Raw genomic sequence first — 17,923 nt, 5'->3', positions numbered from 1 at the left:
GCCCTCAGGGCGCCGCACGGCAAGCAAAGGCATACATCCATGAACACGATCGACTATGAGAAGGAAGGCACGGTATTCGACATCCAGCGCTATTCCATCCATGACGGTCCGGGCGTCCGCACCATCGTTTTCCTCAAGGGTTGCCCCTTGCGCTGCCTGTGGTGCTCGAACCCGGAATCGCAGAATCCCGAACCCGAACTGTTCTTCCGTCCTTCGGCCTGCATCAAGTGCGGCCAGTGTATCCCTGTCTGTCCGACAAACGCGCTGGCATACGAGAATCCCGGCTTTGTGGATCGCAAGAAGTGCATCAAGTGCGGTGAGTGCACGAAGGTTTGCCCGACCGAGGCGCTGAAGCGCGTTGGCAAGCGGATGAGCGTGGCCGAGGTCATGCAGGAGTTGCGCAAGGATGCTCATCATTATCGCCGTTCAGGGGGAGGCGTCACGCTTTCCGGTGGCGAACCGCTGTTCCAGCATGCCTTTGCCAAGCAGCTGCTGATGGCCTGCCATGAGCAGGGCTGGAACACGGCCATGGAAACCACTGGCTGCACCACGCGCGAGATCGTGCGTGATGTGATCCCGCATGTGGATCATGTGCTGATGGACCTCAAGTCGATCGATCCGGCGGTTCACCAGGCAGCCACCGGCATCGACAACCGCATCATTTTGGAGAACGCGCTGTGCATCGCTGCGCTGACCCATGTCGTCGTGCGCATTCCGGTGGTGCCGGGCGTCAATAACAATGTCCAGGCGATCTCGGCCATCGGCAATTTCGCCAAGCTCATGCCGGGCGTGAACACGGTGCATCTGCTGCCCTACCACACCTATGGCGAGAACAAGTACGAGCTACTCGGACGCCCTTATCCGATGTGCGATGCGCCGAACCTGACGCCGGAAGACATGGCGCCGTTCAAGGCCGTGGTCGAGGAACTAGGCTTCAACTGCGTTATCGGCGGCTGACGGGAATAGGTAGGTCGGGGGCAGGGAAGCTCCCGACGGAAGACAGGAGGCGACCATGGTCGCACGCTACACGACGTCCGAGTCCGTCACGGAAGGCCATCCCGACAAGGTGTGCGACCAAATCTCGGATGCAATCCTCGACGCGCATCTGGCGCAGGACCCGATGGCGCGGGTTGCGGCTGAGGTCATGGTGTCTGGCAATGTGGTTCATGTGGCTGGCGAGATCACGTCAAACACCAAGGTCGACGTGCTCGGCATCGTCCGCAACGTGATCCGACGCATTGGATACACGGATCCAGATCTGGGCTTCGATGCCGATACCTGCTTCATCCTGACCGATCTGCACGAACAATCGCCCGACATCGCGCAGGGCGTTGTGCAGGACGACGATTTCGGCGCCGGTGACCAAGGCATCTTCTATGGCTACGCCACCGACGAAACCGAAAGCTCCATGCCCGTGGCCATCCACTATGCGCATCGGCTGACGGAGAAGCTGGCCGAAACGCGTAAGAGCGGGTTGCTGCCTTGGTTGCGCCCTGACGGTAAGGCGCAGGTGACCTTCGCGCATGATGCCGAAGGCAAGCCGGAACGTTTGATCGGGCTCGTCGTCTCCACACAGCACACAAACGACGTTTCGCAGGAAGATCTCTTGCGCGGTGTGATTACCGAGGTCATCGCACCTGTGATGGGACCGTGGCTGCGGCGCGACACGCGCATTCTCATCAATCCAACCGGCCGCTTCGTGAAAGGCGGGCCTGCTGCCGATACGGGGCTGACCGGGCGCAAGATCATCGTCGACACTTATGGCGGGATTGGCCGTCATGGCGGCGGCGCATTTTCGGGCAAGGACGCCACGAAAGTCGACCGCACCGGCGCTTACATGGCCCGCTACATCGCCAGGAACGTTGTGGCGGCCGGGCTCGCAAAAAAGTGCGAAATTTCGCTCGCATTTGCGATAGGTCAGAAAACCCCTGAAATGGTTGGTGTATCGCTCGAGGGTAATTCGAAGGTCGATACGGACTCACTTGCGGAAGTGATACGCGAAGTTTTTCCACTCAGCGTGTCAGGGATGATCGAAGCACTTCAGCTACGCCGTCCCATTTTTGAAAAAACCGCCTCGTATGGTCACTTCGGACGAATGACTGAGGTGTGGCCATGGGAACGAACGGATCGAGCGGAGAAACTGAGGAAGCTCTGCGGAGTACCATCCTCGAACGGGCGCTTTTCCCCGAACTCCTTGCAGTAAAGGCCTATAGCGTTCCTGACGAGGCAGCGGTCGCAGCGGCCGCTCAGCGCAAACGCCTTCTTGAACTGATGAGCACCGATATGCTCCAGAAGGTTCAGGACAATTTCAGCGTCGCAGTCGGGGTGGCGATGGTGATCGTCGATCCCGAAGGCGTGCCGGTCACCAAGCCGTCAGGATTTTCCAGCTTCTGCCAATCGGTCCGCGCACGTGGCGAATGGCGCGGACGCTGTTTCCACTGTGATGCTGTTGGGGGAAAGACCGCCCTTTCGACCGGTGAGCCCTCGATCTACAGGTGCCATGCCCAGCTGGTGGATTTCGCAGCACCGATCATCGTGCGGGGTGAGTATCTTGGCGCAGTGATCTGTGGCCAGGTGAAGCTTGCCCCGGATGAAGTTGCGCCCGGCCTCGTGGACTTTTCGGACATCTTCCCCACGGAAGCGTCGTGGAGCGAGGATCCGCAACTGCTTGAACTGCACAGCCGCGTTGCCGAAGTGACCTATGAAAGGCTCCGCTCGGCCGCTTATTCCCTCTTCTACATCGCTTCCCACATCGTCGAGGAAAGCTACTCGAAAGGTGTCACGGAGGAACTCTACGCCAACAATTTGCGCCTGGCCGAAGAGTCGAAGAAGCGCGCCGAATTGGAAAAGCTTCTGCGCGAGGCCGAACTGCAGGCTTTGTCCTATCAGGTAAACCCGCATTTCCTGTTTAACGTCTTGAACACGATTGGACGCCTCGCCCTTGTCGAGGATGCCAAGCAGACCGAGAATACCGTCTACGCCTTCTCGGACATGATGCGCTACATCCTGAAGAAGAACGGCTCGCAATTCGTGCCCTTGCGCACGGAAGTCGACCACATGCGCAACTACCTGCACCTCCTGAAGCTGCGCCTCGGCGACCGGTTCGAGTTCGCGCTGAACGTGCCGGAAGAGTTCATGCAGGTCCTTTGTCCCTTCATGGTTCTGCAGCCCATCGTTGAAAACTGCATCAACTATGCGATCGAACCGCGTGAAGGCGGCGGCTTGATCGATGTGACCGCTTACACCGATGGCGCCGACCTGATCGTGGACGTGGTAGACAATGGTGACGGCATTACGCCTGAGCGCAAGCAGGAAGTGTTGCGCGGCGAAGCGGATCATGGCGATCGCAAGAGCATTGGCATCTACAATGTCGACAGCCGGCTGCGCTATTATTTCGGTGCCGATCACGGGCTGGAGATTGTCAGCCCCTATCGCCACGGACGCGGCACGCTGGTGCGGCTGCGCTTCCCCATGACGTTCGATCCCGCCGAGTTCTGACGGCTTCCGCCGTCACAACCCTCGCGCCGCATCCCATACTGGAAGATCAATGTTCAACATCGCCCTGGTAGAAGACGAGGAACTGGAACGCCGTGCCGTGCGATCTATCCTCGAGCGCAACATCGAAGACGTTCATATCGTAGGTGAGGCGAAAAACGGCTCCGAAGCTCTGCACCTGCTGGATACGCAGAAAATCGACCTCATCCTGCTCGACATCAAGATCCCACGTCCCAACGGGATGGAACTTCTGCAGATGATCCGCGACCGGCATTTGCCGACCAAGGTTCTGATCGTCACGGCCTATGACTACTTTGAGATCATGCAATCTGCGATCCAGCTCAAGGCCGACGGCTTTCTGCTGAAGCCGGTGAGGACCGAGGCGTTGCTCGAAGCCGTGCGCAATTGCCAAGCTTCAGCCATCGCACAATCCCAGGCCGAACTCCATCCGGACAAAAGCTCAGCCGAGGTGGCGCAGCCGCTCGCTGATCCCGGCGAAGACGGCAAGAATATTCGTGAGCGCATCCTCGCTCATGTCGAACAGCGCGCCTATCGCGACTGTTTGAAGCTGGTGCGGCGGCGGCTGGAAACGATCTACGCGCATCGCGAAACCGCTCCGCGTCACGACGTCCTCGACCTCATCGAAATCCTGATCAACATCCTCGCGCAGTCCGGGCGCGATCTCCCGCCGGTTCTTGCGCGCCAGGTGGATGAACTCGGCAGCCAACGGCTCGATGCGCGCAGCCATTACAAGGTCCAGGAACTGTTCAGCCAGGTCACGGACATGCTGTTTGAAGCCAGCGACGAACGTGGCGGACCGGCAGCACAGCGGATCCAGACGGTTCTACACTTCATCGAGCGCAATGTCCAAAAGGGTATCTCACTGGAAGACGCGGCCGATTTCGCCAATGTCAGCCCGTGCTATCTCAGCCGGTTGTTCCGCAAGGAAATGAATATGACCTTCATTTCCTACCTCAAGGCACAACGTATGGAGCGTGCCAAGGAACTGCTGCAAAACAGCGATCTGCCCATTACCAACGTGTCGCTGGACCTGTCCTACACGGATGCCAACTACTTCTGCAAAGCCTTCAAGAAGGAGGTTGGCGTGTCACCCTCGGAATATCGGCGCCAGTTTCACAAGCCTGCGGCTGGAAGCGGCGGCGAGGATCAAGCAGTCGGCGTGCAGTAAGCGGCCAGCGGTTCTTCAATCAACTGAAGTCGAGCATACTTCCGTAAGAGAAAGGGCGATGAGTTGATCATCGCCCTTTTGGTTTTTGCATCGAAGTCGGAGTGCGAACTGACCGAACATTGGCGTCGGTCAGTTCGTGGCCGGCGACTGGCGTGTCACCAGTAGCCGAGAACGCGCCACCAGACGCCGCCGACCACGGCGAAGATCGCCAGTTCGATGACGCACATCACGAAGCCCACACCCCACCACTTGCCCATGGTGATGTAGCCGCTGCCGAAGATGATCGGCGATGTGCCCGTGGCATAATGGGTCAAGGTCATCATGATCGTCGAGCCGGCCACCATCATCAGCATGAAAGGCGCCTGGTATTCGGCCGGTATCAGGCTGGCGCCGACCAGCAGGAAGGCGAGCATCATGGCGCTGACATGGGCTGTGGCACTTGCGAACATGTAGTGCGCGAAGGTGAAGATGAGGACAAGAACCGCAGCCGTAAGCTGCCAGGAAAGCCCGGCCGTCACGATGGCGTTCTTCATTCCCTCGGAAAACCAAGCAATGACTCCAAGCTTGTTCAGTTGATCGGCCATCATGACCAGCGCGCCGAACCAGATCAGCGTATCCCAGGCGCTCTTTTCTCCGAGAACGTCATTCCAGTCGATCGTGCCGGTAATCAACAGGGCAAACAAACCGAGGACTGCCACCATGGTCGGATCGAGCGTGTATGCGGCCCCGAAAATCATGGCCGGAACATTTGCCCATAGAACAAGCAGCATGAGGAACGTGCCGATCATGATCAGCTCTTTGGGCGATACCGGACCCATGAGGGCCAGTTCTCCACGGGCATAGGTGACGGCGTCAGGCGTCTTCTTGAGTTCTGGAGGCGAAAGCACAAACAACACAAGCGGCATGACGAACATGGCCACGAGGCCTGGTACGAGCATGCACAGCGCCCAAGTTGTCCAGGTCAGGTGAAGCGCACCGTTCGTAGCCTTGGAGACATAGTCCAGGGCAAGCGGATTGGCAGCGGTCGCGGTCAGGAACATGGCCGAAGAAATCGGATTGGCATGATAGTTCACCAGCGCAAGATAGGTGCCGACACGGCCTTGCGTGCCCTTGGCGGGATCCGAATCGAACGCGTTGGCGATGGACTTCATGATCGGATGGATGATGCCGCCGCCACGCGCCGTGTTGCTGGGCGTGAATGGCGCCAGCACAAGCTCGCAGAACACCAGCCCGTAGCCGATTCCGAGCGTGCGCTTTCCCAGAAGGGCGATGAAGATGAGGCCGACGCGACGGCCAAGCCCCGTTTTCCTTAGGCCAAGAGAGATCAGGATCGAGATGACGATCAGCCAGATCAGGGGATTGGCAAAGCTGCTGAGGGCGTCGGCAACAGCGGCCTTCGAGGTCGGTGACGTTACCTTGGCCAGCGAAACGATGACGATCGCCATCAGCGCCATTACGCCGATCGGCATGACTTTCAGGATGATCGCCAGGATCGTGGTGAGAAAGATCGCCAGCATAACCCAGCCATTTTCGTCGAGGCCGGCAGGCGCTGGAATGGCCAGCAGGGTCAACAGCACGACTGTTGTAATCACGGCTGGGATGATCTTGAAGGGGACTGCCTCCTTCAAGTAGCGGTATACCGCCGTAGCATGTGTAAGCACTTCCGTGTCCTTCGGACATCGCAGGCAACCGCCCGCTTTCTGACCTCCCGTATTGGGGATCGCACACCGGGGATTTGGTGCCCTTGATGTCGATCAAACCTGATGAGAAAATTGGCGACACAATCTGGTCCGAACTTGATGCGGACCTTTGATGGACACACTTCGCATTCTGCTATGAGCTACCTCATCTTGCGCAACAGCTTCTCGCGATAGGTATCGACGATTACGGCAAGAATGATCACGGCGCCGATGATGATCGGTTTATAGTTGTCTCCAATGCCCAGCAGTTGAAGACCAGTGGCCAGGACCTGGAGGATACAGGCGCCGGCCAGGGTGCCGATTATGGAGCCTTTGCCGCCGAACAGGCTGGTGCCGCCGATGATGACGGCTGCGATCGCGTTCAGCTCATAGCCAACGCCAGCGATCGGACTGCCGATGTTCAAGCGCAGCAGGTAAACGATCGCCGCCACGCCTGCGGTGACGCCGGAAATGGTGAAGGCGGCAATCTTGTACGAATCGGGATTGTGGCCTGACAGGCGCACTGCTTCGTCATTGGCGCCGACGGCATAGATCATGCGGCCAAAAACCGTGAAGCGGAGGATGAACCAGCCGACGGCGATCACCGCGACCGCGACCAAGAAGATCGAAGGTAGAAAGCCGCCAATGATCAGGTTACCGAAATCAACGAAGCCTTGGGGCAAACCGGTGATGGTGGAGTTGTCGGACACCACCCGCGCCGCACCTGCCGCGATATTGAGCATACCCAAAGTGACGATGAACGACGGCACCCTCCAGTAGGTCGAAACCCTGCCGTTGATGTATCCACACGCTCCGCCCATTGCGATACAGGCCAGGATTGCCAACGGAATCGACAAAGCGGGCTCCATGCCCGACGTCATGATCAGCGCGCCGACCACAGTGCAAAGCGCCAGAACCGAGCCAACAGACAGATCGATACCGCCGGTTAAGATGACAAAGGTCATGCCGGCGGCAAGCACCGTGTTGATGGCGATCTGGACGAAGATCTTGAGCGCGTTGCCCGACGTGGCAAAGTAGGGCGCGCTGAACGAGAAGACGGCGGTGATCACAACCAGCGCCAGAAAGACGCCGGCGTCGCGTAAAAGGAAGCGCTTCACCTTGAAGCGGTCGGCAGTGGGATTACGGTCGCGAGAAGTGGGCAGGTCGGTCATGACTGGACATGCTCCTGATAGGCTAGCGACAGGATCCGTTCCTGGTCGAACTGCGACCGGGGCAACTCGCCCACAAGCTTGCCGTTGGAAAAAACGATGATGCGATGGCACATGCCGATCAGTTCGGGCAGGTCGGAGGAAACCATGACGATCGCCTTTTGGGCAGCAGCCAACATCCACAGTAATTGATAGATTTCACGTCGCGCGCCGACATCGACGCCGCGTGTCGGCTCGTCGAGGATCAGGGTGGACGTGCCCCGGAACAGCCATTTGGCGAGAACGACCTTCTGCTGGTTGCCGCCGGACAGGTTGCGCACCGGTGTGTCGGTGGAAGCCGTCTTGACCCGCAGCTGGTTCACCAGTTTGCCTGATGCAGACCTTTCTTCGCGTCGATTCAGCAACCCGCTTCGCGATACCTTCTTCAGGTCGGTGATCGTGCAATTAATATCTACGGGCATGTCGAGGAGCAGCCCTTGGCTCTTTCGGTCCTCGGTGAGGAAGCCGATGCCGGCCTTCACGGCGTCTCGCGGAGAACCGATTTTCGTCAGCTTGCCTTCGACCCTGATTTCCCCGGCTGTCTTAGCATCAGCGCCGAAGATCGCGCGCATCACCTCCGTGCGTCCGGATCCAACCAGCCCTGCGACGCCAACGATTTCGCCGTGGCGGACCGAGAAGGAGACTGGCGTCGAGTCCGATTTTCGCTTCAGTTCTTTGACGTCGAGCGCAACGGCACCCGGCACGATCTCCGGGTCGAAGCCATATTCGTCGGCAATGTCGCGGCCGATCATCTTGCGCACGAGATGGGGAACGGTCAGTCCCTCCAGGTCACTCGTCTCGATCAGTCGACCATTGCGAAGAACGGTCACTCGGTCGCCGATCTCGAAGACTTCGTGTAGCCGGTGTGAGATATAGACGATCGTAACGCCCTTGGCCTTTAAGCGCTTGATGATGACGAACAGGCGTTCGATTTCCGGCGGCGTCAGGGTTGCCGTTGGTTCGTCCAGCACCAACAGTTTGCTGTCGTAGCCAACAGCCTTGGCGATCTCCACCAGCTGCATCTGGGCGACACCAAGCTCGGCAACCAGCGTACGAGGGTCCACGGCCAGACCGACCTGAGCCAGAAGGTCCTTGGCGTGGCGGTTCAGCGCGGCTCGATCCACCATCCCGAACCTTCGCCTTGGAAGATGCTCCAGCATCAGGTTTTCGGCGATCGAGAGATAAGGCAGCAGGTTGAGTTCCTGATGAACGATACGGATCCCATGAACCTGCGCGTCATGAGGCGTTTTGGGCCTGTAAGGATGTCCGTCCAAAAGGATCTCGCCGGAATCAGGCTGATAGATGCCGGCGAGCAGCTTGATGAGCGTCGACTTGCCGGCACCGTTTTCGCCCAGCACGACGTGGGTCTCGCCTCGTCGAAGCTGAAGGCTGATCCCTTCGAGCGCGACCACGCCCGGAAAGATTTTCCCGACACCCTGCAGGTCTAAAATGATATCGGCTGACTGCATAGACCGTTCCCCTGAAACCGTGCGCACGGAAGGGGAAGCGCTCGATCAAGCGCTTCCCCCGCGATTGCTGAGTTTCTTACAGGTTCTTGGCCGTGATCAGTTTGATATCGGTCTTGACCCAACCGGAATGTTTCTCTCCGGCTAGTTCCGCAAGCCCATAGTCGATGCCCATTGCTGCCATCTGGGCGCCGAACTGATCAATGGTGGCAAGCATCTTGTTTGCCTTGATCAGCGGCTGAACGGCAGGAATATTGTCGAAGCCCACGACCTTGATCTGGCCGGACTTTCCAGCCGCATCCAGCGCCTTGACCACACCAAGCGCCATCGAGTCGTTGGCAGCCATCACGCCCTGGATGTCCTGATACTGCGTCAGGAAATTGGTCATCAACGTATTGGCTTCTTCCGTTTCCCAATGCGCGGTCTTGGAGTCTAGGAGGGTCAAACCTCCTGCTGCAACTGCATCGTCGAAGCCCTTCTTGCGCTCCTTGGCATTGTCAGCTTCCGGATTGCCCTCGAGAATGACGACCTTGGCGCCTTTGCCGAGATCTTGAGCAAGTGCCATGCCGGAGAGCTTAGCGCCTTCACGATTGTCGGGTCCGAAGAAGGCCAAATCTACGCCTGCCTGCTTCTTGGCCTCTTCATCCAGGGCGACATCGATATTGATGACCTTGATGCCTGCTTCCAGCGCTTTCTTCACCGGGGTTACCATGGCCTTGGAGTCCGCTGGCGCCAGCACGATGACGTTGAACTGCTGCGTGATGAAGTTCTCGATCGCATCCACCTGCGCGGCGAAATCGCGCTCGTCCTTCATGCCGACGGCGGCGAACTCGAACTTGTCGGTGTTTTTGTCGGCGTAGTCTTCTGCGCCCGCCTGCATTTGCTTGAAGAATTCGTTTGCGAGCGACTTCATGACGAGACCGATTTTTGGCTTATCGGCAGCAAGCGCTGGCAGAGACGGAAGAAGCAGGGTGCCTGCTCCCGCTGCACCAACGACGAGCAAATGACGGCGCGAAAGTCGGTATGAACCCGCTCCAGAAGCGGTGAAAAGCTTGGTCATGCATTCCTCCCAAAATGCTCGGCGATGCTAGCCGAAAGCAAGAGCAAGGAGGATGTAGATTGATTTGCTTGTCAATATGGCCGGCAGGTGGGCGTCGGCGATGACGTAGCCGGGCACGCCGATCAATCAAACGACGCGATGCGTTGCAACAGAGCTTCAGGCAATCCTGTCATGATCAAAGCCAAAGTGAGTGCGACGACGACAAATGCCTGAAACAGGATGATGCCGCGGAGCCGCGAACGGAAGGGCTTTTTTTGCGTCTTGTGCCGGATCGTCTGCTGCGCAATTACGGTTCCGAAGCTACCGCCGATCAAAGCCAGGTTTAGAAGCGTTGTTTCGCGAATGCGTCTTGCGCCTTTCCTGGCCTTGCTCTTGTCGAGCACCATCGCAGCATAGGCGAGCAGATTTACTCCGGCGAGGTAACCGATGAACACGAGTGCGAACTGCAAGGCGTCGTCTTTCGTGGTGGAATGAGCGCTGGTAGGCGCCATTCCCACCAAGCGCCAGATGTAAGAAGCTTGATTAAGCTCCTTGATGACTAGCTCTCGGGAGCAATCCATTTTCGGTTACGATTTCGTCGAACTGACTGATCTTTGCGAAAAAGGCGGGTCTCACAGTTCGCAGCTTGCTACTGTCGATCACCAAGGTTTTGCGAAGTGCGCGCTGCATTGCGATCTGCTTGATCGGTACCTCGTTGAAGTTCGAGCATGTGACGCCCTGCTGATCGTGTACGCCGCCGGCTGAGAGGATCGCGTGATTGATGCGTAAATGCTCCATCGCGTGGATCGCCTCGTCGCCGGAGAAGGTTTGCGCGGCGGGATGAAACAGGCCCCCTAGCAGGATCATCCGGATGTTGGGCCGCTGAGCTAAACGGTTTGCTATGTTCAGCGAGTAGCAGACGACGGTTAGCGGCACTTCGGTTGGCAAATAGGCAATCAGATGCGGAGTGGTTGTTCCACAATCAAGGAAGATCGTATCGCCAGGCGCGATCAGGGCTGCAACCCTCCTGCACGCCGCGTCCTTTGCTTCTGCGTGTTCGTCATTTTCCTTATCTAACCGGTAGAGACCATCACGCTCGGTTTGGGGCGCAAGAATGTAACCGCCCAGATAATGGAACGTGTCAGGTGCGGCGGCGAGATCGCGCCGAACCGTCATCTCCGATACGCCGAGACGCTCAGCCGCCTGTTTCAGGTGAAGCACGCCCTCCGCCTTCAGTTGTGCGGCGAGCATCGCCAAGCGTTCAGGCTTCTTCACCTTAACTTTCCTCAGACCTAATAAACCGCCCATCCCATTCGATCCCGCTAATTGTCAAATTGTTCGCTTGACCGGTCAACAGGTTCATGGAAGACATATCACATATTCTGTGAAGATTGTCACAGATGGGAGGATAGGATGAGCACGAACAAGGCTGCGGAGGCGAGCATTGAACTCGCCGGGCTCATCGATCATACCGTGCTTAAGCCGGACGCATCGCGGGCCGATGTGGCGCGTCATTGCGACGAAGCGCTGGAGCATGGCTTTGCGTCCGTTTGCGTCAACGGCGTCCATGCAGGCTTTGTCGCCCAACGCCTGAAGAACAGTGCAGTCATGACCTGCGCCGTTCTCGGCTTTCCTCTTGGGGCGTCTGGAGCGGAGAGCAAGGCGCTTGAAGCCGCAGCCTTGGTAAAGGCCGGTGCGGACGAACTCGACATGGTTCTCGACATCGGCGCTCTTCGCGAAGGCGATCTTGCACGCGTCGAAGCCGATATCCGAGCCGTTCGCGAGGCTTGTCACGGCAAGGTCTTGAAGGTCATTCTCGAAACCGCACTGCTCAACGATGCGCAGAAGGAAACGGCTTGCCGGATCGCAGCTGAAGTCGGTGCCGACTTCGTCAAGACATCGACGGGCTTTTCGACTGGCGGCGCAACGATCGATGATGTCAAGCTGATGCGCCGGATCGTTGGCGACAAGCTTGGTGTCAAGGCTTCCGGCGGTATTCGTGATGCGCAGACTGCGGTTGCGATGGTTGAGGCCGGTGCCAACCGCATAGGTGCCAGCGCCAGTGTGGCCATCGTATCGGGAGCAAGCGACGCGCCGGCGGGGTACTGACGGTCTCGCGGAAAGGAATGTCGAGCGGCCAGTGTTCGTCCGATCTTTTATTGAAACATACGGGAGGAAGTAGAATGAGAAAGCAGATCTTGGCTTTGGCGGCGGTTCTGCCATTTTTGGCAGGACCCGCACTCGCCCAAAGTGTCGTTGACACCACGAATGCGCGCAAGGACATTTCGGCTGAGGCGACGGGCAAGAAGTTCGTTATCGCCACCGTTGTGAAGGTCGACGGTATCGCCTGGTTCGACCGTATGCGCGAAGGCGTGAAGCAGTTCGGCGAGGACACCGGGCACGACGTCTGGCAGGTCGGTCCGAGCGCTGCCGACGCTGCCGCTCAGGTGCAGCTCGTTGAAAACCTGATTGCACAGGGAGTCGATGCAATCACGATCGTCCCGTTTTCCATCGAGGCCGTCGAGCCTGTGCTTCAGAAAGCACGTGATCGCGGCATCGTGGTGATCGCCCATGAGGCGTCGAACCTGAAGAACGCGGACTATATCCTCGAAGCCTTCGACAATAAGGCCTACGGCGCCAAGTTGATGGAAGTGCTAGGCAAGAGCATGGGCGGCGAGGGTGAGTATGTCACCACGGTCGGCAGCTTGACGTCCCAATCCCAGAACGAATGGATTGATGGCGCGGTTGCCTATCAGGAAGCCAACTTCCCCAACATGAAGCAGGCCACGAAGCGTCTCGAAACCTATGATGACGCCAACACCGACTATACCCGCTTGTCGGAAACGCTGACCACCTATCCCAAGCTGAAGGGCATTCTTGGCGGTCCGATGCCGACATCGGCCGGTGCTGGACGGTTGATCGCGGAACGTGGATTGAAGGACAAGCTGTTCTTCGCTGGTACCGGTCTGCCTTCGGTTGCAGGCGAGTATCTGAAGAATGGTGACATTCAATACATCCAGTTCTGGGACCCGGCCGTTGCCGGATACGCAATGAACACCCTGGCGGTCATGGCTCTCACGGATAAGAAGGCCGAGATCAAGGCTGGTTTGAACCTTGGCCTGGGTGGCTACGAGAACCTCACGACACCGCAGGGCGGTGCCGCGAACCTGCTTTATGGGCAGGGTTGGGTCGGCGTCACCGCCGAGAACATGGACAAGTATCCGTTCTAATCGCCGGCAATCTTCAAACGGGGCGCGCAAGCGTCCCGTTTCGTCGTCCGCGAAGGCAAGGAGCGGCCATGCAAGCGCCGTTGATCGAACTAACCTCCATAACCAAGCGCTTTCCCGGAATGACGGCGCTCAATAATGTCGATTTCTCCATCGAGCCGGCAGAGATTGTCTGCCTTGCCGGCGAGAACGGTTCCGGCAAATCGACGCTGATCAAGGTGCTTTCCGGGATTTACCGCCCTGAACAAGGCCGGCTGGTCTTCGATGGCGAAGAGATCGCCACCCTTTCGCCGCGTGAGGCAATCGCGCGCGGCGTTCAGGTGATTTATCAAGATTTCTCGCTGTTTCCGAACCTCACGGTTGCCGAAAATCTCGCTCTCAGTCGTTTCCTTGGCGAAAAGCGCCAGTTGATGAACCGGGCTGAGGCGCGCCGCATCGGACAAGAAGCGCTGGATCGCCTTGGGGTTTCCATCGATCTCGAAGCTGAGGTCGGTTCTCTTTCAACCGCGGACCGCCAACTCGTCGCCATCGCCCGTGCCTTGATGTCGCCGGTGCGTCTGCTGGTCATGGACGAGCCGACCACGGCGCTGACGGGTCGCGAGATCGATCGTCTCTTCGCATTGGTCCGTGAGATCAAAGCAAAGGGGATCGCGGTGCTCTTTGTCAGCCACAAGATGCGCGAGATGCTCGAAATTTCCGAGCGGATCGTCATTTTTCGCAACGGCCGCAAGGTCGCCGAGGGCTCGACCGCCGATTTCACCGAAGGCTCCATAACGAAGGCGATGACCGGGCAAGATATCGGCGGCGAGCGATACGAAGGTCCAGCCTCTGACGCGCCCATTCGTCTCGCCGTTTCCGGTCTTTCCGTTCCTGGCCGGGTCGAGGATGTTTCATTCTCCCTGCGCTCCGGTGAGATCGTGGGCTTGTCAGGCCTTCTCGGTTCAGGCCGGACGGAACTTGCGCTCGCACTGTTCGGCTTGTCGCCTGACCACGGCGGGCGGATCGAAATCGACGGGCATGCGATCGAAGCCAAGGATGTCAACGCGGCAATCGACGCGGGCATCGCTTACGTGCCTGAAGACCGCTTGTCCGAGGGACTGTTCATGACGCAGTCCATTGCGCGCAACATTAATGCCGGTGTGATCGACCGACTGTCGAGCGGACCGTTTGTCGACAAAACGGCCTTTTCTCAAGCAGCGGAGGATACGGTGTCCTCGTTGCGGATTGCCACCCCTGGCATCGAAAAGGCTGTCGGGCTCCTGTCCGGCGGCAATCAGCAGCGCGTCGTTATCGGGCGCTGGCTTCAAACCGGCCCCAAGGTGCTCATCCTCAATGGTCCGACCGTCGGTGTCGATGTCGGGTCCAAGGCCGAAATCCATCGACAGCTTCGTAAACTCGCCGTTGAGAACGGGCTGGCGGTGCTAATGATTTCCGATGATGTGCCCGAGCTCATTCAGAATTGTAACCGCATCCTCTTGATGCATCGTGGCCGCTTGATCGACGAGATCCAAGCCGTTGGCGTGGAAGAAGACGATATCCACGCCCGTCTCAAAGGGCTCGACTGATGCGCCTTCCAGCTTTTCTGCACCGCTCGGAGGCAGCCGTCGCGCTCGTCCTTCTCGCCGCGATCGTCATCATCGGCGCGATCAATCCCGCATTCTGGCAGCCAGACAATATATTCAATCTGGTTCGCGCCAATGTGGTGATCGGCATCATGGCACTCGCGGTGCTTCTGGTGATGATCTCGGGCGGCATCGACGTCTCTTTCCCAGCCTTCGCGGCGGCGGCGATGTATCTGACTGTCATCGCCATGAACCATTTCGGGTATCAGGGGGTCGTTCTTCCATTCATCGCCGCGACGCTCATCGGCGCGTTTTGCGGGCTCCTGAATGCCGTGTTCATCCATACGTTCAGGATGATCCCGCTTATCGTCACGCTTGGTACCGCGTCGGTCGTGCGTGGCCTTCTGCTCGGGCTTGTGGGCACCAGTATCGTCAATATCGACCGGATGCCGCAGTCTCTTATCGGCTTTGGCCGATCCACAGTTTCAATCGCCGGCAGCCAGTTGACGCTGATGATCTTCGTTTATCTCGGCCTTGCCGTTCTGGTCTGGTTGTTTCTGACCCGCACCATGCTCGGCCGCGGCTTGCACGCCTATGGAGGTGATCCGGAATCCGCCCGCCGAGTGGGCTTTCCGACCCGGCGCATCGTTTATGCCGTGTATATTGCGGCAGGTGCGCTGGCGGGTTTCGCCGGTTTGTTGCATGCGTCGATGATCTGGCTGGCAAACCCGCGTGATTTCGTCGGCTATGAACTCGATGTCATTGCAGCCGTCGTGCTTGGCGGAGCCTCGATCTTCGGCGGCCGAGGTTCGGTGCTTGGCACGATCCTGGGTGTCGCGCTGCTTGTGCTGATCAAGAACAGCCTCATCATCCTTCGCGTCGACAACACCTGGCAAAGCGTCGTCGTGGGCGCGGTTATCGTCGTCGCCACCGCCGTCACGGCTTTGCGAGACCGCCGCAAGGCGAAGGCAGGGAGCTGACCCATGGGCAAGTTCGATTTTCGCCGGATCATCGACCGGGACAACAACATCGCGCAGCTTCTGATCATTACGCTCGTGATCTTCGCGACCATGTCGTTCCTCGAACCAAGCCGGTTCCTGCGCTACTACAACTTCGAAAGCATCAGCTTCATTTTTCCTGAGCTCGGCATTCTCGCCATTGCGATGATGCTGGCCATGCTGACCGGGGGGATCGACCTTTCGGTGATCGGCGTCGCCAACCTGTCGGGCATTCTTGCTGGTGTGTTCTTTACCCGGATCATGGTGGCTGAGCCAGGTGCCACCGGCCTGGAAGAGGTCATGCGCGTTGGCTCGGGCGCTTTGCTGGCCATGATGGTTGGTCTGATCGCGGGGCTCATCAATGGACTGCTGATCGCAAAAACAAAGATCACGCCGATCCTGGCGACGCTCGGCACGGGTCAGATTTTTGTAGGGCTTTGCGTGGTGCTGACAGGCGGGCCTGCCATTACCGGCTTTCCCGCTTATTGGGGGATGATCGGGAATGGCAAGGTCTTTGGCATTGCCGCCCCGCTGGTTCTGTTCCTGCTTGTGGCCATAACAATCGCCCTCGTGCTTACGCGCACACCTTTCGGCACCAAGCTCATGCTGATAGGCACCAATCCACGAGCCGCCGTCTTCGCGGGCCTCCGCTCGGAGCGGATGATCATCCTGTCCTATATGACAACCGGCGTTCTAGCCTCGATCGCGGGTATCATGTTGTCTGGGCGAACAAACGCGGCGAAGTCCGATTACGGCACCTCCTATCTGCTTCAGGCGGTGTTGATCGCTGTTCTTGGTGGCACTAATCCAGCTGGTGGGCGGGGTACGGTGCTTGGGGTCTCGATCGCTGTGATTGCACTCATGCTGTTGTCCAGCGGCTTCCAGATGATGCGCTTTTCGAACCACTTGATCGACTTCATCTGGGGCGCGTTCCTGCTCATCGTCATCGCGATCAATGCTTTCAGGAACCGCGCACGATGACCATCGCCCACCTTCGGCCTGCCTTTTTCGATGAGGTCGAACGGCCATGGGTTCAGCATGGCGAACTAACCGCGACGCTGTTTCGGTATTCGACGGGCGTGGAGGCGATCCGCTTGTCCCATGCGCGGGGCAGCCTCGTCGTGCTGCCTTACCTTGGTCAGATGATCTGGTCGGCCGCGTTCGACGATGTCGACCTGACGATGAAGAGCTTCTTCCCCGCGCCCAGGCGGGTCACGACGATTGGAGAAACCTACGGCTGCTTCGCCTTCCACTCCGGACTGCTGCGCAACGGCGTGCCCGGTCCCGGGGATGATCATGCCGCGCATGGTGAAATGCCGTGTGCGCCGATGGATACTGCTGCGATCGAAGCCGGCGAGGATGAGGAAGGTCCGTTTCTTCGTGTCCTGGGCACGTATGACTATGCCATGGGCTTCGGCCCGCATTATCTTGCACGACCGAGCGTTACCTTGCGCGAAGGCAGCGCGCTGTTCGACATGGCCATGGTCGTGGAGAACCTGTCGGCCTTGCCGATGGATCTCATGTATATGTGTCATGCCAACTTTGCTTACGCGGAAGGTGCGGAGCTTCTCCAGCAAACGCCGTTCGACGCTGCGTCGACACGCGTGCGCCGTGCCGTGCCGCGCCATGTTCGACCAAATCCTGAATACCTGGCCTTCATCGACAGGCTCGCCGCAGACCCCTCGGAGTCACGCTTCCTGGCCCAAGGTGCGAGCTATGATCCCGAACAGGTCTTTTATGTCGAAGGACTGGAAAGAGACGATAAAGGCAAGACCCACGCCATGCTGCTCAGGCCACAGGGTGATGCATTTGCCATGCGGTACCGTCCGGATCAATTTCGCAAGACCGTTCGCTGGATCCTGAACGGCGGCGACCAGTCCGTGGCCGCATTCGCGCTTCCTTCAACCTGCGAGCCCGAGGGCTACACCGCGGAGCGTGCTAAGAACAATGTTCTTGAGTTGAGAAGCGGCGAAAGTGCGTCCTTCGACGTGCGGCTAGGTTATCTCAACAAGGCGGAAGCTCTGGCTGAAAGCGAACGTTTTGCATCCTATCGCTGAAGA

16 protein-coding genes are annotated in these 17,923 nt (G+C 58.5%); 10 read left to right on the top strand and 6 right to left on the bottom strand.

Annotated elements, in window-relative coordinates:
• The first annotated feature begins 39 nt into the window (after positions 1-39).
• From IE166_RS08220 to IE166_RS08205, 4 genes are all read left to right on the top strand, one after another.
• Complete coding sequence (locus IE166_RS08220) at positions 40-957, top strand: glycyl-radical enzyme activating protein (protein WP_189502948.1); 918 nt, start codon at positions 40-42, stop codon at positions 955-957.
• A gap of 55 nt (positions 958-1,012) precedes the next feature.
• Complete coding sequence (gene metK, locus IE166_RS08215; protein ID WP_189502947.1) at positions 1,013-2,203, top strand: methionine adenosyltransferase; 1,191 nt, start codon at positions 1,013-1,015, stop codon at positions 2,201-2,203.
• Positions 2,204-2,271: 68 nt separating this feature from the next.
• A complete protein-coding gene (locus IE166_RS08210) occupies positions 2,272-3,498 on the top strand; it encodes a sensor histidine kinase (RefSeq protein ID WP_189502946.1) in 1,227 nt (408 codons plus the stop codon).
• A 49-nt stretch (positions 3,499-3,547) separates the two neighbouring features.
• Positions 3,548-4,684, top strand: coding sequence for a response regulator (locus IE166_RS08205; RefSeq protein ID WP_189502945.1), 1,137 nt, complete (start codon positions 3,548-3,550; stop codon positions 4,682-4,684).
• A 155-nt stretch (positions 4,685-4,839) separates the two neighbouring features.
• On the opposite strand, the gene IE166_RS08200 is transcribed toward IE166_RS08205, so the two are convergent.
• From IE166_RS08200 to IE166_RS08175, 6 genes are all read right to left on the bottom strand, one after another.
• Positions 4,840-6,345 (bottom strand): DASS family sodium-coupled anion symporter, encoded by a 1,506-nt coding sequence (locus IE166_RS08200; protein ID WP_189502944.1) that lies wholly within the window; start codon positions 6,343-6,345, stop codon positions 4,840-4,842.
• Positions 6,346-6,524: 179 nt separating this feature from the next.
• Entirely contained in the window at positions 6,525-7,535 is a 1,011-nt protein-coding gene (locus tag IE166_RS08195) for an ABC transporter permease (RefSeq protein WP_189502943.1), read from the bottom strand.
• Entirely contained in the window at positions 7,532-9,040 is a 1,509-nt protein-coding gene (locus tag IE166_RS08190; RefSeq protein ID WP_189502942.1) for a sugar ABC transporter ATP-binding protein, read from the bottom strand. The genes IE166_RS08195 and IE166_RS08190 overlap by 4 nt, the downstream gene beginning before the upstream one ends.
• 76 nt (positions 9,041-9,116) lie before the next feature.
• The gene (locus IE166_RS08185; RefSeq protein WP_189502941.1) at positions 9,117-10,097 is read right to left on the bottom strand and encodes a sugar ABC transporter substrate-binding protein; all 981 of its coding nucleotides are present in this window, start codon (positions 10,095-10,097) and stop codon (positions 9,117-9,119) included.
• A gap of 122 nt (positions 10,098-10,219) precedes the next feature.
• Positions 10,220-10,531, bottom strand: coding sequence for a DUF1294 domain-containing protein (locus IE166_RS08180; protein ID WP_244641362.1), 312 nt, complete (start codon positions 10,529-10,531; stop codon positions 10,220-10,222).
• Positions 10,532-10,619: 88 nt separating this feature from the next.
• The gene (locus IE166_RS08175) at positions 10,620-11,351 is read right to left on the bottom strand and encodes a DeoR/GlpR family DNA-binding transcription regulator (RefSeq protein WP_244641361.1); all 732 of its coding nucleotides are present in this window, start codon (positions 11,349-11,351) and stop codon (positions 10,620-10,622) included.
• A gap of 138 nt (positions 11,352-11,489) precedes the next feature.
• Between IE166_RS08175 and deoC the strand changes: the two genes are divergently transcribed.
• The 6 genes from deoC to IE166_RS08145 all read left to right on the top strand — a co-directional run bounded on the left by deoC (position 11,490) and on the right by IE166_RS08145 (position 17,920).
• Positions 11,490-12,185 carry a deoxyribose-phosphate aldolase gene (gene deoC, locus IE166_RS08170; protein WP_189502939.1) on the top strand — a complete coding sequence of 232 codons (696 nt, stop codon included), beginning with the start codon at positions 11,490-11,492 and terminating at the stop codon, positions 12,183-12,185.
• Between the two features lie 74 nt (positions 12,186-12,259).
• Positions 12,260-13,306 (top strand): autoinducer 2 ABC transporter substrate-binding protein, encoded by a 1,047-nt coding sequence (locus IE166_RS08165; protein ID WP_189502938.1) that lies wholly within the window; start codon positions 12,260-12,262, stop codon positions 13,304-13,306.
• Positions 13,307-13,374: 68 nt separating this feature from the next.
• Positions 13,375-14,868: a sugar ABC transporter ATP-binding protein gene (locus IE166_RS08160; protein ID WP_189502937.1), complete on the top strand. Its 1,494-nt coding sequence runs from the start codon at positions 13,375-13,377 to the stop codon at positions 14,866-14,868.
• Entirely contained in the window at positions 14,868-15,845 is a 978-nt protein-coding gene (locus tag IE166_RS08155) for an ABC transporter permease (RefSeq protein ID WP_189502936.1), read from the top strand. Before IE166_RS08160 ends, IE166_RS08155 begins: the two co-directional genes overlap by 1 nt.
• Positions 15,846-15,848: 3 nt before the next feature.
• A complete protein-coding gene (locus IE166_RS08150) occupies positions 15,849-16,844 on the top strand; it encodes an ABC transporter permease (RefSeq protein WP_189502935.1) in 996 nt (331 codons plus the stop codon).
• Positions 16,841-17,920 (top strand): aldose 1-epimerase family protein, encoded by a 1,080-nt coding sequence (locus IE166_RS08145; protein ID WP_189502934.1) that lies wholly within the window; start codon positions 16,841-16,843, stop codon positions 17,918-17,920. The genes IE166_RS08150 and IE166_RS08145 overlap by 4 nt, the downstream gene beginning before the upstream one ends.
• The last annotated feature ends 3 nt before the right edge of the window (positions 17,921-17,923 follow it).

Origin of the sequence: Tianweitania populi (genome assembly GCF_014652875.1) — a bacterium.
GTDB lineage: Bacteria > Pseudomonadota > Alphaproteobacteria > Rhizobiales > Rhizobiaceae > Tianweitania > Tianweitania populi.
Note: the sequence above shows the minus strand (reverse complement) of the source record. Positions and strands in the feature narration are given on the sequence as shown.

Coding starts and splice junctions, on each gene's coding strand:
- IE166_RS08145 (WP_189502934.1), top strand. CDS start 16,841: ATGACCATCGCCCACCTTCGGCCTGCCTTTTTCGATGAGGTCGAACGG.
- metK (WP_189502947.1), top strand. CDS start 1,013: ATGGTCGCACGCTACACGACGTCCGAGTCCGTCACGGAAGGCCATCCC.
- IE166_RS08165 (WP_189502938.1), top strand. CDS start 12,260: ATGAGAAAGCAGATCTTGGCTTTGGCGGCGGTTCTGCCATTTTTGGCA.
- IE166_RS08155 (WP_189502936.1), top strand. CDS start 14,868: ATGCGCCTTCCAGCTTTTCTGCACCGCTCGGAGGCAGCCGTCGCGCTC.
- IE166_RS08220 (WP_189502948.1), top strand. CDS start 40: ATGAACACGATCGACTATGAGAAGGAAGGCACGGTATTCGACATCCAG.
- IE166_RS08150 (WP_189502935.1), top strand. CDS start 15,849: ATGGGCAAGTTCGATTTTCGCCGGATCATCGACCGGGACAACAACATC.
- IE166_RS08160 (WP_189502937.1), top strand. CDS start 13,375: ATGCAAGCGCCGTTGATCGAACTAACCTCCATAACCAAGCGCTTTCCC.
- IE166_RS08195 (WP_189502943.1), bottom strand. CDS start 7,535: ATGACCGACCTGCCCACTTCTCGCGACCGTAATCCCACTGCCGACCGC.
- IE166_RS08205 (WP_189502945.1), top strand. CDS start 3,548: ATGTTCAACATCGCCCTGGTAGAAGACGAGGAACTGGAACGCCGTGCC.
- deoC (WP_189502939.1), top strand. CDS start 11,490: ATGAGCACGAACAAGGCTGCGGAGGCGAGCATTGAACTCGCCGGGCTC.
- IE166_RS08190 (WP_189502942.1), bottom strand. CDS start 9,040: ATGCAGTCAGCCGATATCATTTTAGACCTGCAGGGTGTCGGGAAAATC.
- IE166_RS08185 (WP_189502941.1), bottom strand. CDS start 10,097: ATGACCAAGCTTTTCACCGCTTCTGGAGCGGGTTCATACCGACTTTCG.
- IE166_RS08210 (WP_189502946.1), top strand. CDS start 2,272: ATGAGCACCGATATGCTCCAGAAGGTTCAGGACAATTTCAGCGTCGCA.